This window comes from Mycobacterium sp. PDNC021, assembly GCF_048282635.1.
GTDB classification, from domain to species: domain Bacteria; phylum Actinomycetota; class Actinomycetes; order Mycobacteriales; family Mycobacteriaceae; genus Mycobacterium; species Mycobacterium llatzerense.
Window position 1 is genome coordinate 1,946,295 of record NZ_CP182502.1, and the last position, 23,053, is coordinate 1,969,347.

At 67.4% G+C, this 23,053-nt stretch carries 24 protein-coding genes; 16 read left to right on the forward strand and 8 right to left on the reverse strand.

All coding sequences use genetic code 11. The features are described from left to right. Positions 1-7 precede the first annotated feature (7 nt). The 5 genes from rplF to rplO are packed head-to-tail and all read left to right on the forward strand — an operon-like array spanning position 8 to position 2,279. Positions 8-547 carry a 50S ribosomal protein L6 gene (gene rplF, locus ACNO8X_RS09105; RefSeq protein WP_133759588.1) on the forward strand — a complete coding sequence of 180 codons (540 nt, stop codon included), beginning with the start codon at positions 8-10 and terminating at the stop codon, positions 545-547. A gap of 2 nt (positions 548-549) precedes the next feature. Then, the gene (gene rplR, locus ACNO8X_RS09110; RefSeq protein ID WP_418005010.1) at positions 550-951 is read left to right on the forward strand and encodes a 50S ribosomal protein L18; all 402 of its coding nucleotides are present in this window, start codon (positions 550-552) and stop codon (positions 949-951) included. A gap of 34 nt (positions 952-985) precedes the next feature. After that, positions 986-1,654: a 30S ribosomal protein S5 gene (gene rpsE / locus ACNO8X_RS09115; protein ID WP_043401777.1), complete on the forward strand. Its 669-nt coding sequence runs from the start codon at positions 986-988 to the stop codon at positions 1,652-1,654. A gap of 2 nt (positions 1,655-1,656) precedes the next feature. Continuing rightward, on the forward strand, positions 1,657-1,836 hold the full coding sequence (gene rpmD, locus ACNO8X_RS09120; RefSeq protein ID WP_020101428.1) for a 50S ribosomal protein L30: 180 nt from the start codon (positions 1,657-1,659) through the stop codon (positions 1,834-1,836). Next, positions 1,836-2,279 (forward strand): 50S ribosomal protein L15, encoded by a 444-nt coding sequence (gene rplO / locus ACNO8X_RS09125; protein WP_043401780.1) that lies wholly within the window; start codon positions 1,836-1,838, stop codon positions 2,277-2,279. Before rpmD ends, rplO begins: the two co-directional genes overlap by 1 nt. 115 nt (positions 2,280-2,394) lie before the next feature. On the opposite strand, the gene ACNO8X_RS09130 is transcribed toward rplO, so the two are convergent. Then, entirely contained in the window at positions 2,395-3,621 is a 1,227-nt protein-coding gene (locus ACNO8X_RS09130) for a serine hydrolase domain-containing protein (RefSeq protein ID WP_418005011.1), read from the reverse strand. Between the two features lie 106 nt (positions 3,622-3,727). Between ACNO8X_RS09130 and sppA the strand changes: the two genes are divergently transcribed. After that, on the forward strand, positions 3,728-5,515 hold the full coding sequence (gene sppA / locus ACNO8X_RS09135) for a signal peptide peptidase SppA (RefSeq protein WP_418005012.1): 1,788 nt from the start codon (positions 3,728-3,730) through the stop codon (positions 5,513-5,515). A 9-nt stretch (positions 5,516-5,524) separates the two neighbouring features. Here sppA and ACNO8X_RS09140 read toward each other — a convergent pair whose 3' ends face one another. The 4 genes from ACNO8X_RS09140 to ACNO8X_RS09155 are packed head-to-tail and all read right to left on the reverse strand — an operon-like array spanning position 5,525 to position 9,227. After that, positions 5,525-6,445 (reverse strand): class I SAM-dependent methyltransferase, encoded by a 921-nt coding sequence (locus ACNO8X_RS09140; protein ID WP_418005013.1) that lies wholly within the window; start codon positions 6,443-6,445, stop codon positions 5,525-5,527. Positions 6,446-6,450: 5 nt separating this feature from the next. Further along, positions 6,451-7,362 carry a class I SAM-dependent methyltransferase gene (locus ACNO8X_RS09145; protein WP_418005014.1) on the reverse strand — a complete coding sequence of 304 codons (912 nt, stop codon included), beginning with the start codon at positions 7,360-7,362 and terminating at the stop codon, positions 6,451-6,453. 14 nt (positions 7,363-7,376) lie between these two features. Continuing rightward, the gene (locus ACNO8X_RS09150; protein ID WP_418005015.1) at positions 7,377-8,279 is read right to left on the reverse strand and encodes a class I SAM-dependent methyltransferase; all 903 of its coding nucleotides are present in this window, start codon (positions 8,277-8,279) and stop codon (positions 7,377-7,379) included. A 21-nt stretch (positions 8,280-8,300) separates the two neighbouring features. After that, positions 8,301-9,227, reverse strand: coding sequence for a class I SAM-dependent methyltransferase (locus tag ACNO8X_RS09155; RefSeq protein WP_133759595.1), 927 nt, complete (start codon positions 9,225-9,227; stop codon positions 8,301-8,303). Between the two features lie 328 nt (positions 9,228-9,555). Here ACNO8X_RS09155 and secY point away from each other — a divergent pair, with 328 nt between their 5' ends. The 10 genes from secY (at position 9,556) to ACNO8X_RS09205 (ending at position 18,595) form a co-directional block, all read left to right on the forward strand. Beyond that, positions 9,556-10,878 carry a preprotein translocase subunit SecY gene (secY, locus tag ACNO8X_RS09160; protein ID WP_418005016.1) on the forward strand — a complete coding sequence of 441 codons (1,323 nt, stop codon included), beginning with the start codon at positions 9,556-9,558 and terminating at the stop codon, positions 10,876-10,878. Then, on the forward strand, positions 10,875-11,420 hold the full coding sequence (locus ACNO8X_RS09165) for an adenylate kinase (protein ID WP_043401800.1): 546 nt from the start codon (positions 10,875-10,877) through the stop codon (positions 11,418-11,420). The genes secY and ACNO8X_RS09165 overlap by 4 nt, the downstream gene beginning before the upstream one ends. A gap of 27 nt (positions 11,421-11,447) precedes the next feature. After that, positions 11,448-12,251, forward strand: a complete 804-nt coding sequence (gene map / locus ACNO8X_RS09170) for a type I methionyl aminopeptidase (RefSeq protein WP_418005017.1) — start codon at positions 11,448-11,450, stop codon at positions 12,249-12,251. 51 nt (positions 12,252-12,302) lie between these two features. Continuing rightward, a complete protein-coding gene (locus tag ACNO8X_RS09175) occupies positions 12,303-12,827 on the forward strand; it encodes a sigma-70 family RNA polymerase sigma factor (protein ID WP_043401806.1) in 525 nt (174 codons plus the stop codon). Continuing rightward, positions 12,824-13,552: an anti-sigma factor family protein gene (locus tag ACNO8X_RS09180; protein WP_418005018.1), complete on the forward strand. Its 729-nt coding sequence runs from the start codon at positions 12,824-12,826 to the stop codon at positions 13,550-13,552. The genes ACNO8X_RS09175 and ACNO8X_RS09180 overlap by 4 nt, the downstream gene beginning before the upstream one ends. A 73-nt stretch (positions 13,553-13,625) precedes the next feature. Further along, the gene (locus tag ACNO8X_RS09185) at positions 13,626-15,341 is read left to right on the forward strand and encodes a thiamine pyrophosphate-binding protein (protein ID WP_418005019.1); all 1,716 of its coding nucleotides are present in this window, start codon (positions 13,626-13,628) and stop codon (positions 15,339-15,341) included. Beyond that, the gene (locus ACNO8X_RS09190; RefSeq protein WP_260937481.1) at positions 15,322-15,969 is read left to right on the forward strand and encodes an SRPBCC family protein; all 648 of its coding nucleotides are present in this window, start codon (positions 15,322-15,324) and stop codon (positions 15,967-15,969) included. Before ACNO8X_RS09185 ends, ACNO8X_RS09190 begins: the two co-directional genes overlap by 20 nt. 8 nt (positions 15,970-15,977) lie before the next feature. Further along, positions 15,978-16,997, forward strand: a complete 1,020-nt coding sequence (locus ACNO8X_RS09195) for a 3-oxoacyl-ACP synthase III family protein (protein WP_418005833.1) — start codon at positions 15,978-15,980, stop codon at positions 16,995-16,997. Beyond that, complete coding sequence (locus ACNO8X_RS09200; protein ID WP_133759602.1) at positions 16,994-18,037, forward strand: aminotransferase class I/II-fold pyridoxal phosphate-dependent enzyme; 1,044 nt, start codon at positions 16,994-16,996, stop codon at positions 18,035-18,037. The genes ACNO8X_RS09195 and ACNO8X_RS09200 overlap by 4 nt, the downstream gene beginning before the upstream one ends. Before the next feature lie 69 nt (positions 18,038-18,106). Then, the gene (locus ACNO8X_RS09205; RefSeq protein ID WP_260971239.1) at positions 18,107-18,595 is read left to right on the forward strand and encodes a MarR family winged helix-turn-helix transcriptional regulator; all 489 of its coding nucleotides are present in this window, start codon (positions 18,107-18,109) and stop codon (positions 18,593-18,595) included. 5 nt (positions 18,596-18,600) lie between these two features. Here ACNO8X_RS09205 and ACNO8X_RS09210 read toward each other — a convergent pair whose 3' ends face one another. The 3 genes from ACNO8X_RS09210 to ACNO8X_RS09220 form a co-directional block, all read right to left on the reverse strand. After that, positions 18,601-20,922, reverse strand: coding sequence for a putative bifunctional diguanylate cyclase/phosphodiesterase (locus ACNO8X_RS09210; protein WP_418005020.1), 2,322 nt, complete (start codon positions 20,920-20,922; stop codon positions 18,601-18,603). A 122-nt stretch (positions 20,923-21,044) separates the two neighbouring features. Further along, the gene (locus ACNO8X_RS09215; protein ID WP_418005021.1) at positions 21,045-22,274 is read right to left on the reverse strand and encodes a GAF domain-containing protein; all 1,230 of its coding nucleotides are present in this window, start codon (positions 22,272-22,274) and stop codon (positions 21,045-21,047) included. Next, positions 22,271-22,948, reverse strand: coding sequence for a response regulator (locus ACNO8X_RS09220; RefSeq protein WP_418005022.1), 678 nt, complete (start codon positions 22,946-22,948; stop codon positions 22,271-22,273). The genes ACNO8X_RS09215 and ACNO8X_RS09220 overlap by 4 nt, the downstream gene beginning before the upstream one ends. Positions 22,949-23,053: the final 105 nt, after the last annotated feature.

A 23,053-nucleotide genomic window follows, 5' to 3' on the forward strand; every position in this document is an offset into this window, starting at 1 on the left:
AGAGAATATGTCGCGTATTGGAAAGCAGCCGGTTGTGATTCCGGCAGGCGTCGATGTGACCATCGAAGGCCAGAACGTCGCGGTCAAGGGCCCCAAGGGCACCCTGACGCTGGATGTCGCTGAGCCCATCGAGGTGGCACGCAACGACGAGGGCGCCGTTGTGGTGACCCGTCCGAACGACGAGCGTCGTAACCGCTCGCTGCACGGGCTGTCCCGCACCCTGATCGCCAACTTGGTGACCGGTGTGACCCAGGGTTACACCACCAAGATGGAAATCTTCGGCGTCGGTTACCGCGTGCAGGCCAAGGGCTCGAACCTCGAGTTCGCGCTCGGCTACAGCCACCCGGTGCTGATCGAAGCCCCTGAGGGCATCACCTTCGCTGTCGAGACCCCGACGAAGTTCTCGGTGTCCGGCATCGACAAGCAGAAAGTCGGCCAGATCTCGGCAGTCATCCGCCGCCTGCGTCGCCCCGACCCGTACAAGGGCAAGGGCATTCGCTACGAGGGTGAACAGATCCGCCGCAAGGTCGGAAAGACAGGTAAGTAGCAATGGCTAACACTGAGACTGACAAGCGTAAGCCGTTGGGCCAGAACATCTCTGAGACCCGTCGGGTGGCGCGTCTGCGCCGTCACGCGCGGCTGCGCAAGAAGGTCGCCGGCACCTCCGAGCGTCCGCGCCTGATGGTCAACCGCTCCGCACGGCACATCCACGTCCAGGTGATCGACGACCTGACCGGCACCACGCTGGCCGCCGCGTCGTCGATCGAGGCTGACGTGCGTGCAGTCGACGGCGACAAGAAGGCCGTCAGCGCCCGGGTGGGTCAGCTGATCGCCGAGCGCGCCAAGGCTGCCGGCATCGCCGAGGTGGTGTTCGACCGCGGTGGCTACACCTACGGTGGCCGGATCGCCGCTCTCGCCGACGCCGCGCGTGAAGGCGGGTTGACGTTCTAATGACTTACTTGAAGATGACCGGAAGGACTGCATGATGGCCGAGCAGGCTGGCGCCGCTTCGGCGCAGGACAACCGTGGCGGTCGTGGTGACCGCGACGGCCGTGGTCGCCGCGATGATCGCGGTGGCCGGGGCCGCGGCGACGACCGTGGTGAGAAGAGCAACTACATCGAGCGCGTTGTCACCATCAACCGCGTTTCGAAGGTGGTCAAGGGTGGTCGGCGCTTCAGCTTCACCGCCCTGGTGATCGTCGGTGACGGCCACGGCATGGTGGGCGTCGGCTACGGCAAGGCCAAGGAAGTTCCGGCCGCTATTGCCAAGGGTGTCGAGGAGGCTCGCAAGAGCTTCTTCCGGGTCCCGCTGATCGGCGCCACCATCGTGCACCCGGTTCAGGGCGAGGCCGCTGCCGGTGTCGTGATGCTGCGTCCGGCCAGCCCGGGTACCGGTGTCATCGCTGGTGGCGCTTGCCGCGCGGTGCTGGAATGCGCCGGCGTGCACGACGTCCTGGCCAAGTCGCTGGGCAGCGACAACGCGATCAACGTGGTGCACGCCACCGTTGCCGCGTTGAAGATGATTCAGCGTCCCGAGGAAGTGGCGGCCCGTCGTGGCCTGCCCATCGAAGATGTTGCGCCGGCCGGCATGCTGCGGGCCCGGCGTGAGGCAGAAGCGCTGGCCGCATCGGCAGCGCGTGAAGGATCGGCATAATCATGGCTGAACTGAAGATCACCCAGGTGCGTGGCACCGTGGGTGCCCGGTGGAAGCAGCGCGAGAGCCTGCGGACGCTGGGACTGCGCAAGATCCGCCAGTCCGTCGTTCGCGAGGACAACGCGCAGACCCGTGGTCTGCTCGCGGTGGTCAACCACCTCGTCACCGTCGAGGAGGCGTAATGAGTGTCATCAAGCTGCACGACCTGAAGCCGGCCAAGGGGTCCAAGAAGGCCAAGACCCGCGTCGGTCGTGGTGAGGGCTCCAAGGGTAAGACCGCTGGCCGTGGTACCAAGGGCACCAAGGCCCGCAAGAACGTCCCCGTGACGTTCGAGGGTGGCCAGATGCCGATCCACATGCGTCTGCCGAAGCTCAAGGGCTTCCGCAACCGCTTCCGCACGGAGTACGCGGTGGTGAACGTCGGCGATCTCGCCAAGGCGTTCCCGCAGGGCGGCACCGTCGGCGTGGACGAGCTGGTGGCCGCTGGCCTGGTTCGCAAGAACAACCTGGTCAAGGTCCTCGGCGACGGCAAGCTGGCCGTCAAGCTCGACGTCACCGCCAACAAGTTCAGCGGTAGCGCCCGTGAGGCGATCACCGCTGCCGGTGGTAGCGCGACCGAGCTGTAATTGCTCCACAGAGAAGGGCCCTCGCTTCGGCGGGGGCCCTTCTTCTTTGTGTTGATCCTGTCCTGAGGGCGGGCGCCACTCGGACTTTTGCGCCCGCAGTTCAGGGTCAACGCGACTAGGTCTGGGCGCGCACGCCGAGGACGTCGCGGAAGAGCGCCTGGCGCACCGCGAGTTCCCGGGGATCGCTGACCAGATGGAAGCCCAGCCGGTTCATCACGTAGCCGAACCCGACGCCGGTGTCCGGGTCGGCGAAGCCGAACGAGCCGCCGAACCCGGGCGTGCCGAAGGCCTTACCCGAGGAGCCGAAGGCGAACGTCGGGATGGGTTTGCAGAAGCCGAGCGCATACGCGATCTCGGCGCGCATCACCTTGTCCCGCGTCCCGCCTGACGGGTTTCGCGGGGGCGCGGCCAAGGCGTCGAAAGTCTCTGGGGTGAAACCTATTTCGGTCCCGCCGACCGCCGCGGCACCGTAGAGGCCGGCCAGCGCGCGGGCGGTCCCGGTGCCGTTGGCCGACGGAATCTCGACGCGGCGCACCCGGTCGGTGTTGTAGTCGCCGGCGTAGGGGTCGATATCGGCCGGGATCGCCGCGGTCCTGGCCAACAACCCCCGCGGGTTCAGGCTGCCGAGCAGGAACCCCGCCGGCATGACATTCAGATGCTTCAGCGACTCGTGGCGCTGCCAATGGTGCAACGTCGCCAGCCGGCCGCGATCGACAGAGTCGGGCAGGCCGATGTACAGGTCGAGGCCCAACGGCCCGGTGATCTCCTCGGCGAGGTAGCGGCCGAGGGTACGGCCGTCGGTGCGACGGATCAGCTCGGACTCGTACCAACCGATGGTGATGGCGTGATACCCGTGCCGGGTGCCCGGCGTCCACGCCGGTTTCTGGGCGGCCAAGATGGCGGAGAGCCGCACCGGATCGGCGATGTCGGACAGCAGCGGATTCGGGGTCAGGACACACAGCCCGGCCTGGTGGGCCAGCAGCTGACGCACGGTGACCTCGTCCTTGCCCTGTGCGGCGAACTCGGGCCAATACTCGGCCACCCGCTTGTCGTAGTCGAACAGTCCCTTGGACGCCGCGTGCGCAACAGCTAGGGCCGCAACACCTTTCGTCGACGAGAACATGTTGACCATGGTGTCGTCCTGCCACGGCGCCTTGCTGATCCCGTCGCGGTAGCCGCCCCACATGTCGACCACCTTGCGGCCGTCGCGGTAGACGCACAGGGCCGCGCCCACCTCGCTGCCCGCCGCGAAGTTGGCCCGGAACGCGTCGGCGACCTTGCCGTAGCCGTCGTCGGCATCGCCGTGGACCAGGTCGGGGGAGACAGAGACTTTCAGCACCATGGCCCTGATCCTCTCCCGTGAGCAGACGCAAAACCGTCGATTCGCCGCCGAAAACGACAGTTTTGCGTCTGCTCGGCATCCGGCGGCGAGTCGGTAGGCTCGGAAGATGTTTGCTTTCCGGCCCAGCCTCCCCGGTCTTCCCGGCCCCGATGAGTTGCGTGCTCTTGTCCGCAAGGTCGACACCGCGCGTCACCACGGCGTGCCGAACGGCTGCGTGCTGGAACTCGACCTGCAGGCCGTGCCGCCGGAGACCGCCGGCTTCGACCCGATCGCCTTCGTCATGGGCAACTCCCGGCCCCTGGTGCTGCGCGACGCCGTCGCCGCCATCCACCGCGCGGCCGACGACAAGCGCGTGGCCGGGCTGATCGCCCGGGTCCAATTGCCCGCTGCCGCAGCCGGTCCGGTGCAGGAACTGCGCGACGCCATCGCCGCGTTCAGCGCCGTCAAACCGTCCGTGGCCTGGGCCGAGACCTACCCCGGCACCATGTCGTACTACCTGGCCTCGGCGTTCCGCGAAGTCTGGATGCAGCCGTCGGGCACGGTCGGGCTGGTGGGTTTCGCCACCAACGCGTTGTTCCTGCGCGACGCGTTCGACAAGGCGGGCATCGAGGCGCAGTTCGTGGCGCGCGGTGAGTACAAGTCGGCGGCCAACATGTTCACGCAGGACCGCTACACCGAGCCGCACCGCGAGGCCGACGGCCGGCTCATCGAGAGCCTGCACGCCCAGGTGCTGGCCGCCATCGCCGCATCCCGCGACGTCGACGCCGACGAACTCGACACCCTGGTCGACCGGGCGCCGCTGCTGCGCGACGACGCGCTGGCAGCCAAGCTCGTGGACCGCATCGGCTTCCGAGACGAGGCGTATGCCCGGGTCGGTGAATTGATCGGCGGCACAGCCGAAGCCGACGGCAAGGACGCGCCGCCGCGGTTGTTCCTGTCCCGGTACGCCAAGGCCACCGCCGGACATACCCTGCCCGAGGTGCCGCCGCTGCCGGGCATCAAGCACAAGCCGACCATCGCCGTCGTCACCATGGCCGGGCCGATCGTCAGCGGTCGCGGCGGCCCGAGCGCGTTCCCACCCGGCCCGTCGAGCGTCGGTGGCGACACCATCGCCGCCGCCCTGCGCGAAGCCGCCGCCGATGACGACGTCGCAGCCGTCGTGCTCCGGGTGGACAGCCCCGGTGGCGCGGTCACCGGTTCGGAAACCATCTGGCGTGAGGTGGTTCGGCTGCGCGAGGCCGGCACGCCTGTCGTCGCGTCGATGGGTGCGGTCGCCGCGTCGGGCGGTTACTACGTGTCGATGGCGGCCGACCACATCGTCGCCAACGCCGGCACCATCACGGGATCCATCGGCGTGGTGACGGGCAAGCTCGTCACCAAGGGCCTCAAGGAACGGCTCGGTGTCGGTTCGGATGCCGTGCGTACCAACGAGAATGCCGACGCCTGGTCCGCGAACCAGCCCTTCACCGAGGCCCAGCACGCGCACGTGGTGGCCGAGGCCGACCTGTTCTACACCGACTTCGTCGAACGCGTCGCCGACGGCCGCAACCTGCCGGTCGAGGCCGTCGAACAGGTGGCGCGCGGCCGCATCTGGACCGGCGCCGACGCGCTGGAACACGGCCTGGTCGACGAACTCGGTGGGCTGCGGACCGCTGTGCGCCGGGCCAAGGTGCTGGCCGGACTCGATCCCGACGCGACCGCCAAGGTCGTCAACTACCCGGGCTCGTCGCTGCTGGACCACGTGCGGCCCAAGGCCTCGTCGCAACCCGCGGCGGCGTCGTTGCCGGACGCGGTGGCGGCACTGCTCGGCCGTTCCCTCGTCGGCGCGCTCGGTGCGGCCGAGCGGTCGCTGACCGGGGTCAGCGCGCTCTGGCTGGGTGACTACCGCTTCTAGGCAGCGGGCTCAGCCGAGAGTGCCGCTGATGTAGATGATCTCGCGCATGGGATCGTCGCCGCCGAGATCCGCTGCCGCCAGCCCGTACCTGGCATACAGGTCGGACCGGCCGACGCCGGTCGTCTGCCAGTCCTTGGCTGCCAGATAGTCTGCGGCGGAATGCCTTTCGCCGTGGTAGACCAGCGATGGCATGTCCATGTTCAAGCCGAGCTGCGCGAACCCCGCAGCGGCTTCACGAGCCTTGTCGGCGTCGAAATCCTTCAGCCCGGGCACAAATTCGGTGGCCACGGCGCTACCGGGTGCGCTGAGCTCGTGAATGTTGTCGAACAGCTTGTCCTGGGCCTCCGGTGGCAAGTAGATCAGCAGACCTTCGGCCAACCACGCCGTCGGCCGGCTGGGATCGAAACCGGCTGCCTGCAACGCCGCCGGCCAGTCCTCGCGCAGATCGATCGCGACGGTCCGCCGCTGCGCGGTCGGCGCCGCGCCGAGGCCGGCCAGGGTCTGTGTCTTGAATTCGATGACATCCGGCTGGTCGATCTCGTAGACCACGGTGCCGTCGGGCCAGGGCAGCCGGTAGGCGCGGGAGTCCAGCCCGGAGGCCAGGATGACGGCCTGCCGGATGCCGCCGTCGGTCGCCGTCAGCAGGTAGTCGTCGAAAAACCGGGTGCGAACGGCCATTTCGTCGATGTTGGCCCGGGCCCGGACCACGGCATCGGGCGCGAAGGCCTCGAGCGCGGCGAGGTCCAGTACACCGTCGACCATGTTGGTGAACGCCTCGATCCCGACGGCGCGCACCAGCGGCGCCGCGAACGGATCGTTGATCAAACCGTGTGGGTGGGTGCTGGCAATCGCCCGCCCGGTCGCGACCAGCGTGGCCGTCGCGCCCACGCTCGACGCCAGATCCCAGCTGTCCCCGTGTGTCCGTGCCATCGCGGTTACGCCTTCCGGTTCAGGACTGCGCGGACATACTTCAGCTGCGTCCAGGCCCGGGACAGTTCGTCGTCGGGGTACTGGAAACCGTTGTCGGTGTGCGCCTCTTCGACCGACCGCGCGGTGACGTCCCAGCCGAGGCCGGTCAGATAGTCGGTGACGTGGTTGCGGTCGCCCTGGTAGATCAGGTCGGCCATCTCGATGTTCGATCCGAGCGCCTTCATCCGCTCGCGCATCGCCTGCATCCGCTCGTCGTCGAACGCGCTGCTCAGGTCGCCGACCTGCTCGGCGGCCACGAAGCTGCCGGGTGCCGACAGCGCGGTGATGTTGTCGAACAGCCGGTCCTGGGCCTCGGGCGGCAGGTAGATCAGCAGTCCTTCGGCGATCCACGCGGTGGGTGCCGCGGGGTCAAAGCCGTTGTCCCGCAGTGCCTGCATCCAGTCGTCGCGCAGGTCGACGGCGACGGTGCGCCGGGTGGCGGTGGGGGAGGCGCCCAGGTCGGCCAGGGTCGTGGACTTGAACTCGATGACCTCGGGCTGGTCCACCTCGAAGACGACGGTGCCGTCGGGCCACGGCAGCCGGTAGGCGCGCGCGTCCAGACCGGCGGCCAGGATCACCGCCTGCCGGACGCCGGCGGCGGCCGCATCGAGGAACAGCTGGTCGAACCAGCGGGTGCGGACCGTCATGCCCTCCGCCGCGCGGCGCGGGGTGAAGGCCGGGTTCACGTCACCGAAGTCGATCTCGCCGTCCAGCGCCTTGGTGAAGAAGTCCAGTCCGACGGCCCGGACCAGCGGCTCGGCGTACGGGTCGTCGATCAGTTGCTCGCGGTGGGCGAGGGCACGCTGCCCCGCGACCATGGTGGCGGTGGCCCCGACGCTGGAGGCCAGATCCCAGGAATCTCCGTCAGTTCGTGTCATTTTTCTCCCAGCTCCTAGTTCTTGATGGCCGTCACGGAAAGTGAATTGCGCAGTGCCGCAGTGTCTTCCGTCTCGGCGAGGGGGCGGCCGTACTCGGCGAACACTTCGAGTCGCGGGCGGGCCGTGGTGTGCCAGCCACTGGCATCCAGGTGCTCGACCACCGAGGTGCGGTCGCCCTGGTACCAGAGGTCGGTCAGGTTGAGGTCGAGGCCGGCGCCGCGCCACCGCTCGCTCATGGCCGCGCCGCGCTCACGCATGCCGGCGCCGTGGTCGGTGTGGAACTCGGTGGCCAGCCGGCTGCCGGGCGCCGACAGCGCGGTGATGTTGTCGAAGAGCTTGTCCTGTGCCTCGGGCGGCAGATAGATCAGCAGTCCCTCGGCGATCCAGGCCGTCGGCGCCGAAGAATCGAACCCGGCGGCGCGCAGTGCGGCCGGCCAGTCCTCGCGCAGATCGATCGCGACCGTGCGGCGCTCGCTGGTGGGCGTGGCCCCGATCTGAGCCATGGTCCCGGTCTTGGCGGCGATCACCTCGGGCTGGTCGATCTCGTAGACGACGGTGCCGGCCGGCCAGTCCAGCCGGTAGGCCCGCGAGTCGAGGCCGGCGGCGAGGATGACTGCCTGCCGGATGCCGGCTGCAGTCGCAGAAGTAAAGAAGTCGTCGAAGAACTTCGTCCGCACCGCCATCAGATTGGTCATCATGGCGGCGGCCGTCCCGACCTCGCCGGTGAGATCGATCTGCCCGTCGAGCAGATTGATGAAGAACTCGACGCCGACGGCCCGCACCAGCGGATCGGCGTACGGATCGCTGATGAGCGGCTCCGCCTCCTTGGTGGCCAGGGCGCGGGCAGTGGCCACCATGGTCGCGGTCGCGCCCACGCTCGAGGCCAGATCCCAGGTGTCGCTGTCGGTCCGGGTCATCGGTTCACTCCTATCAGGGGATCAGCGCAACGCGGTGACGTAGTTGACCTCGGCGAAGGTGCCCTGATCGCTGTCCGGGTCAACTTCGATCGGCGGCAGTCCATTCCGGACGAGCAGCTCGTTGGAGGTGACGGCGCTGCTTTGCCAGCCGTGGCCCTGCAGATAGGCGGTCACGTCGGCACGGTCACCCAGGTAGACCAGCTCGGTGAAGTCGAGGTCGAACCCCTGCGCCTGCCAGTGGTCGGACATCGCCTTCATCCGCTCCCGGGCCGCATCGTGGTCGCGCTCCTGCAGGGCGGGCACCCCCTCGGCGCCCATCCGGCTGCCTGGGGCGCTGAGCTCGGACACCTGGTCCAGCAAGCGGTCCTGGGCCTCGGGTGGCAGGTAGCCGAACAATCCCTCGGCGATCCAGGCCGTCGGTTTGGTCGGGTCGAAACCCGCGGCCTGCAGCGCGGCCGGCCAGTCGTCGCGCAGGTCGATCGCCACTGCGCGCCGGTCGGTGGTCGGCGCGGCGTTGAGGTCCGTCAACGCTTGTGCCTTGAAGGCGAGGACCTCGGGTTGGTCGAGTTCGTAGACGACGGTGCCGGCCGGCCAGGCCAACCGGTAGGCCCGGGAGTCCAGGCCGGAGGCGAAAATGACGGCCTGCCGGATACCTGCGCGGCCGGCGTCATGGAAGAAATCGTCGAAGAACCGCGTACGGGCGGCCATGCTGTTGGCGAACCGGGCCATTCCGGAGCCGGTCTCGTCGAGCGCGCTGAAGTCGACGGTCCCGTCGACCAGTTTGGTGAAGAACTCGACTCCGACGGCGCGGACCAGGGGAGCGGCGAACGGGTCGTCGATGATCGGGTCGTCGGAGTTGGTGGCGAGGGCGCGAGCGGCGGCGACCATCGTCGCGGTCGCTCCTACGCTCGATGCCAGGTCCCAGGTGTCGTTGTCAGTGCGTGCCATCGCGTCGTTCCTGTCGTGTCTTACCCGGTGAATGGGCCGGTAGTTAGCTCATGTAACAACCTGTCGGCGACTGTACGCGCCCTTCCTGAACGCGGCAGAAATGCCGGGTGGCGGCAGGTTTCGACCCGTCCGTGCTGGGTGGGAACGGTCCGGCGCCGTGCGGATGCAGGTCGGGGGGACGGCAACTGTTATTCTCGGAGACTGATTTGACGGCGCGTCCAGACAGGTCGGGTACCTGCTGTTGGTCGCGCACGGAATTAACCAAACGCTGGACCTGACCAGCCCCATCAGCACGCCGCGGCCCGAGCTCGGCTGCGCAGGAGGAAGAGTGCTTTCGGCTTTTATCTCGTCCCTGCGGACGGCCGATCTGCGACGCAAGATCCTCTTCACGCTGGGTGTAGTCATCCTGTATCGGGCCGGTGCTGCATTGCCGTCCCCCGGGGTGAACTACCCGAACGTGCAGAAGTGCATCGAGCAGGTCAGTGGCGGTGACGCAGCGCAGGTCTACTCGCTGATCAACCTGTTCTCCGGCGGTGCGCTACTGCATCTATCGGTGCTGGCGGTCGGCGTGATGCCTTACATCACCGCGAGCATCATCGTGCAGCTGCTGGTCGTGGTCATCCCACGCTTCGAACAGCTCCAGAAGGAAGGCCAGTCCGGTCAGGCCAAGATGACGCAGTACACGCGTTATCTCGCGATCGCGTTGGCCGTTCTGCAGGGCACCTCGATCGTCGCGATGGCCGCCAGCGGCAACCTGCTGCAGGGCTGCACGCTGAACATCATCCAGGACCAGAGCATCTTCACCCTCGTGGTGATCGTGCTGGTCATGACAGCGGGCGCGGCCCTGGTCATGTGGATGGGCGAGCTGGTCACCGAACGTGGCATCGGCAACGGCATGTCGCTGATGATCTTCGCCGGTATTGCGGCCCGCATCCCGTCCGAAGGCCAGACCATCCTGGAGAGCCGCGGTGGCATGGTCTTCGCTTCGGTCGTGGCCGCAACGCTGATCATCATCGTCGGTGTGGTCTTCGTCGAGCAGGGCCAGCGCCGTATCCCGGTGCAGTACGCCAAGCGCATGGTGGGTCGTCGCATGTACGGCGGTACCTCGACCTACCTGCCGCTGAAGGTCAACCAGGCCGGCGTCATCCCCGTCATCTTCGCCTCGTCGCTGATCTACATCCCGCACCTGATCACCCAGCTGGTGACCGCGGGTGATCCGAACGCGTCCAACGGCTGGTGGTCCAAGGCGATCGCCAAGTACCTGACCAACCCGGCCGACCCGGTCTACATCGCGATCTACTTCGGCCTGATCATCTTCTTCACGTACTTCTACGTGTCCATCACGTTCAACCCCGATGAGCGGGCGGACGAGATGAAGAAGTTCGGTGGTTTCATCCCGGGCATCCGGCCGGGCAAGCCGACGGCGGACTACCTGCGGTACGTCCTGAGCCGGATCACGCTGCCGGGCTCGATCTACCTCGGTTTGATCGCTGTGTTGCCTAATCTGTTCCTGCAGGGCGGCGGAGGCAGCGCGCAGAACTTGCCGTTCGGCGGTACGGCCGTGCTGATCATGATTGGCGTGGGTCTGGACACGGTGAAGCAGATCGAGAGCCAGCTCATGCAGCGCAACTACGAAGGGTTCCTCAAATGAGAATGGTTCTGCTGGGACCGCCGGGAGCAGGCAAGGGCACTCAGGCCGAGAAGCTGGCCGAGAAGTTCGGCATCCCGCAGATCTCCACGGGTGATCTGTTCCGTAGCAACATCAGCAAGGGCACCCCGCTGGGTGTCGAGGCCAAGAAGTACCTCGACGCCGGCGACCTGGTCCCGGCTGAGCTGACCAACGCGCTGGTCGACGACCGTCTCGACGCCGACGACACCGCCGCCGGGTTCATCCTCGACGGCTTCCCCCGCTCGGTCGAGCAGGCCGTCGCGCTGCGCGAGATGCTGGCCAAGCGCAGCCTGAAGCTGGACGCGGTGCTGGAGTTCCGCGTGTCGGAGTCCGAGCTGCTGACCCGGCTGAAGAGCCGCGGCCGCGCCGACGACACCGAAGAGGTCATCCTCAACCGGATGAAGGTGTACCGGGACGAGACCGCCCCGCTGCTCGACTACTACCAGGACGAGCTCGTGTCGGTCGACGCCGTGGGCAGCCTGGACGAGGTTTTCGCCCGCGCCCTGCAGGCGCTCGGCGGCTAAGCCGCCAATCCGGCTGAGTAGTTATCGATGATTGGTCTACCCCGACGCGGCCGCAAGGTCGTCCCGCAGCGGACTCCCGGCGAACTGGACGCCATGGCGGCTGCCGGCTCCCTGGTGGCGGCCGCGCTGAAAGCGGTTCGTGAGGCCGCTGCGCCCGGGATGTCCACCCTCGACCTGGACCAGATCGCCGAGTCCGTCATCCGCGATGGCGGCGGCATCCCGTCCTTCCTGGGCTATCACGGTTTCCCGGCGACCATCTGCGCGTCGGTCAACGACCGCGTGGTGCACGGGATTCCGACCGCCGACGAGGTGCTCGCCAGCGGTGATCTGGTGTCCATCGACTGCGGCGCCATCCTCAACGACTGGCACGGCGACTCGGCGGTGACGTTCGGTGTCGGCCCGCTGATCGACGCCGACCAGAAGCTGTCCGACGCCACCCGCGAGTCCATGGAAGCGGGTATCGCCGCCATGGTCCCCGGCAACCGGCTGACCGACGTCTCGCACGCCATCGAGGTGGCCACCCGCGCCGCATCTGCCCGCTATGACCGCAAGTTCGGCATCGTCGCAGGCTACGGCGGCCACGGCATCGGCCAAGAGATGCACATGGACCCGTTCCTGCCGAACGAGGGATCGCCCGGTCGGGGCCCGTTCCTCGAACCCGGCTCGGTGCTGGCGATCGAACCGATGCTGACCTTGGGTAGCTCCAAGACGGTCATCCTCGAAGATGAGTGGACAGTGGTTACCAAGGACGGCTCCCGTGCCGCACACTGGGAACACACCGTCGCGGTCACCGAGGACGGACCCAGAATTCTGACCCTCCTGCGCGACTGATTCGGTGAACCGGATCGCCCCTGATCTCGTGTCTATGACGGAGGTTGGTGCATGAGTGATCCGGAGGCCGCCATGATGCGGGTGCTTTATGACGAGCACGCTGGTGCCCTTTGGCGTTATGCCCTGCGACTGACACAGGACTCGGCGCGTGCCGAGGACGTCGTGCAGGAGACATTGCTACGGGCGTGGCGGCATCCCGACGTCGTATCCGACACCGACCAGTCCCCGCGGGCCTGGCTCTACACCGTCGCCCGCAACCTGATCATCGATGAGCAGCGCAGCGCCCGGCGTCGGCACGAAACCACCTCGTCGGAGGTGGTGGAGGCCGAGGACCGGACGGACCCGAAGGCTACCGATGAAGTGGATATCACCTTGGATCGGATGTTGCTCGGGGGCGCCCTGAGTCAGCTCTCCGTCGACCATCGCGCCGTGATCGAGCGCGCGTACTACCGGCAGTTGAGCGTCGCGCAGATAGCGGCCGAGCTTCAGATCGCCGAGGGCACAGTGAAGTCGAGGCTGCACTACGCGGTCCGGGCGTTACGCCTGAATCTGCAGGAAATGGGGGTGACTCGGTGAGCGCACACCTGATCGAGTCCATCGGACCCTTCGACGGCGACCGGTACGAAACCTGGGACGCCGCCTACGTGCTGGGCTCGCTGTCCAGCGCGGAACGCCGCGAGTACGAGGCGCACCTGCACACCTGCGCGCGTTGCCGCGACGCGGTCTCTGAGATCAGTGGCATGCCGGCCCTACTGGGGCTACTGCAGTTGGCCGATGTGCAAGAGATCAGTGCCGAGCAGCCGGAACCGCCGTTGCGCCCCGAGGTGCTCGATTCTGTGCTGGCCAAGGTTCGGTGGCGCCGGCGCCGGACCCGCTGGGTGACGACGGCAGTGGCCGGCCTGGCCGCAGCGGTACTGGCAGTCGGTGCGGTGGCCGTGGTCCGGCCGGAGTTCTTCGGCGGCGGCCAGGCTCAGGAGCAGGCGCAGCAGCTGCCCATGCAGCACGTGGCGCCCACTCCGTTCAACGCCACCATCGCGCTGAGCAGCTTCGGTTGGGGCACCCGGATCGACATGGCGTGCAGCTACGGCGACTGGTCCAGCGGACCGGCAGCCCCGCCGACCAACCTGGGTATGGTCGTGGTGGGCCGCGACGGCAGCCGCGCGCAGATCGCCACGTGGTTCGGCATGTCCGGAGCCACTGCGTTGCCGAGCGGTAACACGCCGATGCAGCTTTCGGAAATTGCTGCGGTACAACTGGTTTCCGCTGACAGCGGCAAAGTGCTGCTCGAGCGCAATTTGTAGATTTTCCCGGCGGCGTTGAACCATCCGGCGCTCTGCTTCGTGTCTTGGTCAGACGAGCGGAAGCAGGTGACAGATGGTCGGCAGGCATCGGGTGGTGGATCACATCATCACGCAACTTGCGGCGTCGGGCATCGAATATTTCTTCGGTGTCGACGGGGCAAACATCGAGGACCTGTTCGACGCGGCGTTCCTGAGTGACGACATCACCGCGATCCTGGCAAAGCACGAGTTCTCGGCGGCTACCATGGCCGACGGCTACAGCCGTGCGGTGTCCCGGATCGGGGTGGTGGCCGCGACATCGGGCGGCGGATCGCTGAATCTGGTTGCGGGACTGGGCGAATCACTGGCCAGTCGAGTGCCGGTACTGGCGTTGGTGGGGCAGGCGCCGACCGGTTTGGACGGCCGAGGCAGCTTTCAGGACACCAGTGGGCGCTCCGGGTCACTCGATGCGGTGGCGTTGTTCTCCGCGGTGTCGGTGTACTGCCGTCGCGTGACGGCACCCGAGGACATCGTGCCGGCGCTGGCGGAGGCGCTGGCCGCGGCCGACAGTGGCGGTCCGGCGGTGCTGCTGCTGCCGAAGGATGTCCAGCAGGCGATGATCGATATGGTCAATCCAGTTGCTGCGGTTCAGGATTCGCTGCTGGCCGATCCCGGTCCGATCGCCGAGGTGCTGCGCCGGGCCCTGGGGCCGGTCACCATCATCGCCGGCGAGCAGGTGGCCCGCGACGACGCCCGCCGTGAACTCGAGGAGCTGCGGTCGGTGCTGCGGGCCTGGGTCGCCACGGTTCCCGATGCCAAGGATGTCAGCGGCTCTCCAGGCTTGGGTCAGTCGTCGTGGCTGGGAGTCACCGGCGTGATGGGTCATCCGCGGGTGGTCGATGCGATCTCCCGCAGCGCGGTGTGCCTGGTGGTCGGGACACGCCTGTCGGTGACGGCCCGCGCTGGTCTCGACAGCGCCCTGGCCGGGGTACAGGCCGTCTCGCTCGGGGCGCAGCGGCCGTATGTCCCGACAACACACGTGAATTCGACCAATCTGCGGGCGTCACTGACAGCGCTGACCCGGTCGCTGACGGGAGCCGGTCGTGCCCATGGGCTTCGGGTCCTGGATCCGTTGCCGCACACCGAACTTCAGCCACCAGTCCACGAGGGGCCCGGCATCCGGTACCGCGATACCGTCACGCTGCTCGACGAGCTGGTGCCCGATGGCGCCGACATCGTCGTCGACGCCGGCAACACCGGCGCTTCGACGGTGCACGGGCTGCCGGTGCGCCGGCACGGGCGCTTCGTGGTGGCGCTCGGGATGGGCGGCATGGGGTACAGCTTCGGCGCCGCCATCGGCATGTGCTTTGCCCGGGCGAAAACCGCTGGGCCGCAATACCGGACCGTGGTGGTGGCCGGCGACGGCTCCTTCTTCATGCATGGCATGGAAGTGCACACCGCGGTGCAGTACCGGCTCCCGATCACCTTCGTGCTGTTCAACAACAACGCCCACGCCATGTGCGTCACCCGCGAGCAGTTGTTCTACGGCGACCGTTACAGCTACAACCGCTTCACGCCGGCGCGGCTCGGCGCCGGTCTGGCCGCGATGTTCCCCGGCCTGCACGCAACCGACGTCACCGAGCTGCCGCAGCTGGCCGGCGCGCTGACCGAAGCGCTTAGCCGGCACGGACCATCGGTGGTCAGCGTCGAATGTTCCGCTGACGAAATCCCCACATTCGCACCATTTCTCGATTCAGTCACCCAACAGACGCAGAAAGAGAGCTCCCAGCATGTCGCTGCCCGCGCTTGAAGACATCGCCCTACCGATCGACGGGATCACCCGCATCGAGAACGCGCCCCGGGAGAAGGCCACCCCGATCATCATGGAGATGATGCGGTCGGTGTACCCGCACGACGTGGTCTTCGGTGAGTACTGCACCGTCAACGACTACATCGACTGCCCGCCGGAGGAATTGTTCGAGTACTTGTCGGACACCCGCAGCCTGGAGGAGTGGACCTACAGCCTGCGCGGGTTCACCGAGACCACCGAGCCCGGCCTCTGGTTGGCCTACGACCGGCTGGGCTCGGAGACCGAAATCTACACGCGCACAGTGTCGAACCGTGACGCGATGACCGTCGACTACCACTGCGCGTGGGACCAGGGCCAGCACCTCTGGATGATCTACCTGATGCGCGTCGTCGACGCGCAGACCGTACTGAACAAGCCCGGCTCGGTGGTGCTGTGGACCAACTGCCACCACCCGTTCTACGACAAGAACCCGTACCCGGAGGCGGCGCCCGCGCAGCGGCCCGTGTGGGTCGGGGATTTCTGGGACATGTTCGGGGCGGGCCACCGCCTGGAACTGGACAACCTCAAGGCAATCGCCGAATACCGGCACCGCAACGGTCTGCCGATCACCCCGGCCTGGATGAAGTGAGCGAAAAGATGCAGCAGCCTGCCGTCAGCCTTCTGGACGTCTCGACCTATCTCCCGGGCGAGCCGATCGGTGCCGACTACTACGCGCAATTCGCCGGTTCCGACGACCTGCGGGACAACCTGATGTTCCGGGCGCCGAAGTTCCGGCACCACGTGGCGCCCGACGAGACCGCCATCGACATGGTCGAACGCGCCGCCGCGGGCATCGTGGACCGGCACGGGTCTGATGTCCTGGCCAACGTGGACGTGCTGATCACCCACACCCAGCTGCCCGACATGCCGTTCTACGGCGGCGGTGGCGGTATGGCGAATCGTCTTGGTATGAAACCGAACTGGGTGATCGACCTGCACAACGGTGGGTGTGCGGCCTTCATCCTGGGCCTGAAGCTGGCGCGGCAGTTGCTCGCGTCCGGCGAGGGGCGTACGGCGCTGGTGGCGGTGGCGCAGAACGCGGCGGGTCAGGTCTTCGACCAGTCCACCATCCGGCCCAAGGCGCAGGCGTCCGTGCCCGGTGACGGTGCCGCGGTGGGACTGGTTGCACTGTCGGATGTTTCGCCGATCCTCGACGTCGAATGCCGCACCTACGGCGAGTACGCCGGTGACATGACCATGGCCGTCGATCCGCCGCGCAAATGGTGGCAGGCGGGGCCGGGGGAGGGCTGCATCGGCTTCACCGAAAGCAAGATCACCAAGGTGCTGGCCCGCGGTAACCGTCAGGTTCCCGAGGTGGCATATGCGGTGTGTGACCGGATCGGGTTGGCGCCCAAGGACATCGGCCTGCTGGTCACCAACCAGCCGAACCGGGTGTTCCTGCGGAACTGGCGTGAGGCGCTGGAGCTGCCCGCCGAGAGGCACCGGGACACGTTCGAAGAGTGCGGCAACCTGTTCGCCGCGGGCGTGCCGATCAACCTGGACCGGGCGATCGACGACGGACAGGTCAAGAAGGGCGACATCGTGATGATGGCGGCCTTCGCGCACGCCGGTGACTTCGCCGGCGCGGCCGCGGTGCGGTGGGGCGGACAGCGATGACGCCCACCTGCGCGTTGACCGACGCGGTCGATTCGCTGCCCGCCGCGGACGACCCGTTGGCGTTGTCGCTCAACGAGAATCCGTTCCCGCCGCTGCCTGGGGTGCGCGCCGCGCTGACCGCGTCGATCGAGGTGGTGAACCGGTACCCGGAGTTCCTGCCGCAGCGGTTGCGATCGCTGATCGCCGGGCGCGTCGGCGTCGCCGACGAACAGGTGGTGGTCGGCGCCGGTGCCACGGGCGTGATCATGCAGGTGCTGCAGGCCGTCACCAAGCCCGGTGACGTGATGGTGACGGCAACGCCGACGTTCGACGGCTACCCGATCTTCGCGCAGATGGCACGATTGCGGTCGGTGACGGTGCCGCTGGACCGGCATGGTCACCACGATCTCGACGCCATGGCAGACGCTGCGGCGCGGGCGCGGGTCGTCGTGGTGTGCCGGCCACACAACCCGACCGGGACCGTCGAGTCGCCCGCGGACCTGTACCGGTTCCTGGATCGGGTGCCGTCCGGCACGGTGGTCCTGCTGGACGAGGCGTATGTGGAGTTCCTGGCGCCTGACTTGTGCCTGGACATCCCCTCGCTCGTGGCGCGGTACCCCAATTTGGTTGTGGTACGCACCTTCTCGAAGGCCTACGGGCTGGCCGGGCTGCGCATCGGCTATGGCGTGTGTGCGCCGTCGCTGGCCCGTCAGCTGTGGGGGATGCAGCTGCCGTTCGGCATCGGCATCACCGGGTTGGTGGCGGTCGCCGCGTCCTACGATGCGGAAGATCAACTGCAGCAACGTATCCAGATGATCTCCGCGGAGGGGGCATTTCTGCGGGCGCGGTTGCGGTCGATGGGGGTGTACTGCACGGACAGCCACGCCAACTTCGTCTACCTGCCGAGTGGGGCGCGGGCCTGGACATTCGGCGATGACGGCCCGCGGGTGCGCAGCTACGCCGATGGCGGAGTGCGGATCACTGTCGGGGACCGTAGGTCGTCGCGCGCGGTGCTCGCGGCCATCCGCAAAGCGGTGGACGGGACGAGCGTCGGGGGCTGACCGCAGCGGATCTGTGGCCAACTGGGCGAGCGCAGCGCCGGCGAGTATGCGGTGCGGTAAGAATGAGGCGTGAGCAGTGACCCCATCGCCCGGGCCCGGGCCAACTGGGAGCGGGCCGGCTGGGGCGACGTCGCCGACGGCATGGTCGCGGTGACGTCCGTGATGCGCGCCCACCAGATCCTGCTGGCCCGGGTCGAGACCGCGCTGCGGCCCTATGATCTGAGCTTTTCCCGCTATGAACTGCTGCGGCTGCTGGCGTTCAGCGGCAGCGGTGCACTGCCGATCACCAAGGCGTCGGACCGGCTGCAGGTGCACGTCACCAGCGTCACCCACGCGATCCGGCGGCTGGAAGCCGACGGCCTCGTCGAGCGGGTGCCGCACCCGACCGACGGCCGGACCACGTTGGTGCAACTGACCGAGGTGGGCCGCTCGACGGTCGAGGACGCCACGGTCACGCTGAACAAGGAAGTGTTCGCCGACGTCGGAATGTCCGACAGGCAGTCGGAGGCGCTGGTGACCGCCATCGAGACGCTGCGCCGCAACGCCGGCGACTTCTGAGTGGCTCAGGGCTGCAGTGGCTGTCGCGATTCGATCAGTGTCCGAAGTGATTCGGCGAACATCGGTTTGGCGAAGTAGAACCCCTGCCCGATATCGCACTCGTAGTCGGTGAGCCGTTGGGCGGTCGCCGCGTCTTCGACGCCCTCGGCGACGCTGACGATGTTCAGCGCGTGAGTCAGGTTGATCACCGATTGCACGATGGCGGCAGCGCGGGTGCTCTGCATCATCGGCAGGACGAACTCGCGGTCCAGCTTGAGCTCATCGACGGGGAGGTCCCGCAGGTAACTCATGGTCGAGTAGCCGGACCCGAAGTCGTCGATCGAAACCCGCAGTCCCGACTTCCGCAGCCGATCGATCACCACTTCGGTGCGGCTCATGTTGGACAGCAGCATCTGCTCGGTGATCTCCACCGTGAGGGCACGCGTCGGCAGTGAGTTGCGGGCGAGGATGGCCCCGATCCGGTCGGCCAGGTCGACGTCGGTCAGGGACGGTGCAAAAAGATTGATCGCAACGGGCACATTGCGATGGCCGGTGCCGAACCACGTAGATGCGTCGCGGACAGCCTGCTCGAGCACCGTGTCGGTGACCGAGCCGATCAATCCGTTGCGCCGGATCAACGGCAGGAACTCAGCAGGCGTCAGCAGACCGAGTTCGGGGTGTGGCCAACGGAGCAGGGCCTCGACGCCGACGATGTCGCCGGTGGCCAGCGACACCTTCGGCTGGTAGACCAGCCTCAACTCGGAGTCGGTGATGGCGCGGCGTAGTTGCCCGAGTAGTTGCACCCCGACGTTGGCCGGCAGCTGTACCCGGCCGCTGTCGCTCCACCGTTGCGGCAGGTCCAGCGCCGAAACCTGCCGCATGTCGGCGGTGAAGGTCTGCACTCCGCCGATGCCGGTCCGCTTGGCGGCGTACAGCGCGACGTCGGCGCGTTGCATCAGATCATCGGCGGTGGTGTCCGGTTCGTCGGCGTGGGTGATGGCCAACCCGACGCTCGGATGGATGAACACTTTCTCGCTGCTCAGCGCGAAAGGCGCGTCGAACGCCTCGATGACGCGCTCGGCGATGGTCGTGGCCGAGAACGCCGTCGATTGGATGAGAACTGCGAACTCGTCACCGCCGAGTCGAGCGACGGTATGTCCGGCCGGCACACTGCCCTGGAGTCGATTGGCCACGTCGATCAGGAGCTCGTCGCCGCTGGGGTGGCCGAGATTGTCGTTGACCATCTTGAAGTCATCCAGGTCGAGAGCCAGCACCGCCACGGGAAGCCGGTCGTGCGCACGTGATTGCATGGCTGCGTCGAGGTGGTCGTTGAACATCAACCGGTTGCCGAGCCCCGTCAGCGGATCGCGTCTGGTCTGCTCGGCCAGGTCGAACAACAGTCGCCGGTTCTGGATGAGGACGATCAGTTGCCGGATCAGCGCGGCCATCACCAGTACGGCGGCGGCGACCAGCACAGGTTTGTCGCTGGTCATCGGCCACAAGTCGATGAGGCCGACGACCACTGCCGACACCAGCGGCGCATAGGGCAGCCAGAGCAAGGGGTCCGCAAGGCGGCGTCGATTCTTGGCGGCCGGCGGCGGCATGCGCGCTTCCACCAGGCCGCCCGCGCTGAACAGCACCAGACCGGTCGCCCAGCCGATGATGGCGACGGGGCTGGTCGAATTCGATTGCGCCAGCACATATATCCAGATGCTGTCCGCCACGGCAACGATGGTCAGTCCGGCGCAGACCAGAATGACAGACTGCCTTTGGCCCGGTGCTGCCGAACTCACCGTCAGCACCGCCAGCGTGATCATCACGACGTCCGAGATCGGGAACGCGACCGACACCGCCGTCGCCATCCAGCTCGAGTTCGCCGATGCGAACAGGTCCTCCAGAATCAGCACCCAGCACACGAGGAACAACGCCGCGGCGACGATGACACCGTCCAGCACCGGCCGCGGTGCTGACATGCGATCGGCCGTCACCGTCCAGATGGAGGCGATCACCACGGTGCAGGGGAGCACCAGGAACGCGGCGTCGGCGACCGAGGGAAAGGGCGGCGGCGATCCGAGTACAGCGTGGTAGTAGAACAGGATCAGGTTGCCGACGACCCAGCCCGCCATGCCGATGGCCAACGCCATCCACACGCGCCGGCGCCGGCCCTTGTTGACCCGGTACGCGGCGACTGCGGTCAGGCAGGCGAATGCGCTGAACACCGCCAATCCGATGTCGTAAGTGAGCTTTGCGGCGACCGTGCCGCGCTCACCCGAGATCACCAAGTAAGCAAACACAGCAAAGACGACCGCAATGCCGCCGATGGCGGCGTTCGTATTGCGTCTGAGCACCGATACCCCCATGTATGCGCTGATAATTCGTCATCAAGCGGGTATTGTCAAAATTGCCAGCCGGACAGCGCGCCACGCGGTGAGCGCGATCTAGCAACGATCCCGTCCCGGGGGCACCGCCTTCAGTTCCCTGCTGGCAGCGGGATGGTGGCGGTGACGATCGTCCCCGAGCCTGGCCGGGAGCGGATGTTCAGCCGGCCGCCGACGATCTCGGCGCGTTCGGCCATCGACAACAACCCGTAGCCGCCCGTCTCGTCGGCGCCCAGCGGGCGCTCGAAGGTGTCGAAACCGATGCCGTTGTCGATGATCTCGAGCCGCGCATGTTCGGCGTCGGCCGCGAACTTCAGCAGCGCGTTGCTGGCGTGGGCGTGCTTTACGACGTTCTGCAGGCACTCCTGGGCGATTCGGTATAACGCCAACTCGATGTGGTCGGGCAGCCGGACGTCGGTCAATTCCACGTCGACGTCGAGCTGGCCGATGGACCGCGCCAGGCTCGCCAGCCCGCCGGCCAGCCCCAGGTCGTCGAGGACCGGCGGGCGCAGGTTCCCGATCGCGGCCCGAGCCTCGCCGAGGGTCAGATCCACGAGTTCGCGGGCCAACGTCAGCTGCTCGGCCGCGACGGCGGTGTCGGAGCCGACCGCCCGGCTGGCCGCATCGAGCCGGTAGGACAGGGTCACCAGGCGCTGCGAAATGCCGTCGTGGATATCGCCGGCCAGTCGGCGGCGCTCGATCTCCTGGGCTTCGATGACCTGCTCGACGAAATTCTCGTGGGCGCGTTCGCGGGCGACGAGCTGGCGGTGCAGCCGGGCCTGATGCATGGCCCCGGCGATCAGCCGGCCGATGACCAGCAGCAGCTCCACGTCGCGGGCGCCGAACTCCCGGCGTTCGACGGTGTGCACGTTGAGCACGCCGACCAGCCCACCCGGGTCGGTCTCCATCGGCACCGACACCATGGAAGCGAAGTCACTGCCGCGCAGCGATTCGAACGGCCGGTAGCGCGGGTCGGATTCCTTGTCGTGGCTGATCACCACGGGTTCGCGGTTGCTGGCCACCCATCCCGAGACGCCTTCGCCCAGCGGTAGCCGGATCTTGCCGACCTCCTGATCGAACGGCGGCGTGGCGCCGGTCAGGGTCAGCGACCGTTCGGTGTCGTCGAGCACGTGAACGAAGCAGACATCGGTGCCGGTGGCCGCGGTGATCATCCGGGCGGCTGCCGCGGCCAGCGGCTCGACGCCGGGACCGCTCGAGGCGGCCTGGATCAGTTCGCGCAACAGGGCCAGTTCGCGGTCGGCGGTCAAAACCTTGCCGGCCGGTGCCTCGCGGCCGCGCTCGTCGGGATTGCTCGGGGTCATCGGTAGATGCCCTCCCGCAGCGCGGTGGCTACCGCGCCCGCCCGGTCGCTGACGTCGAGCTTGCGATAGATCGCGCGCAGGTGACTCTTGACGGTCTCCTCGCCGATCACCAGCCGCGTTGCGATGCCACGGTTGGACAGGCCGTCGACGACGAACGACAGGATCTCGCTTTCGCGCTGGGTGAGGCCCTGCCGGGCACCGGGCCAGAACTCGTCACGCTGCATGCGGGCGGCGGTGTCGGCAGCGCGCGCGGCCATGCTGGGGTCGATGGCGGTCGCGCCGCCGTGCACCAGCTCGAGCTGACGGACCAGGTCGTCACTGCTGATGCTCTTGAGCAGATACCCTGACGCGCCGACCCGAAGTGCCTGGTACAGGTACTGCTCGTCGTCGTACACCGACAGCATGACCACCTTGCGTTCCGGATCCCGTTCCCGCAGTTCACGGCACAGGTCCAGACCGCTGGCACCCTGCATCCGGACGTCGCACAGCACGATATCGGGCTGCAGTTCGTCGACCACCGCGGCGGCGCGTTCGGCCCCGACGGCCTGGCCGACCACCCGTACCCGGTCGCTGAAAGCGGCCAGCATGGCCTTGAGTCCCTCGATGACCATTTCGTGGTCATCGACCAGGATCAGCCGCACCGGCGCAGCGTCGGCTTCGGGTTCGTCCGTCATGCGCGATCCGCCTTCGGCTTCTCGCTGGTGCTCATGGCAACACCTTAGGGCCGCGATTCGGCGCTGGTCGGCAGGACCGGCTGTGGACTACCGAAGAAACTTCAC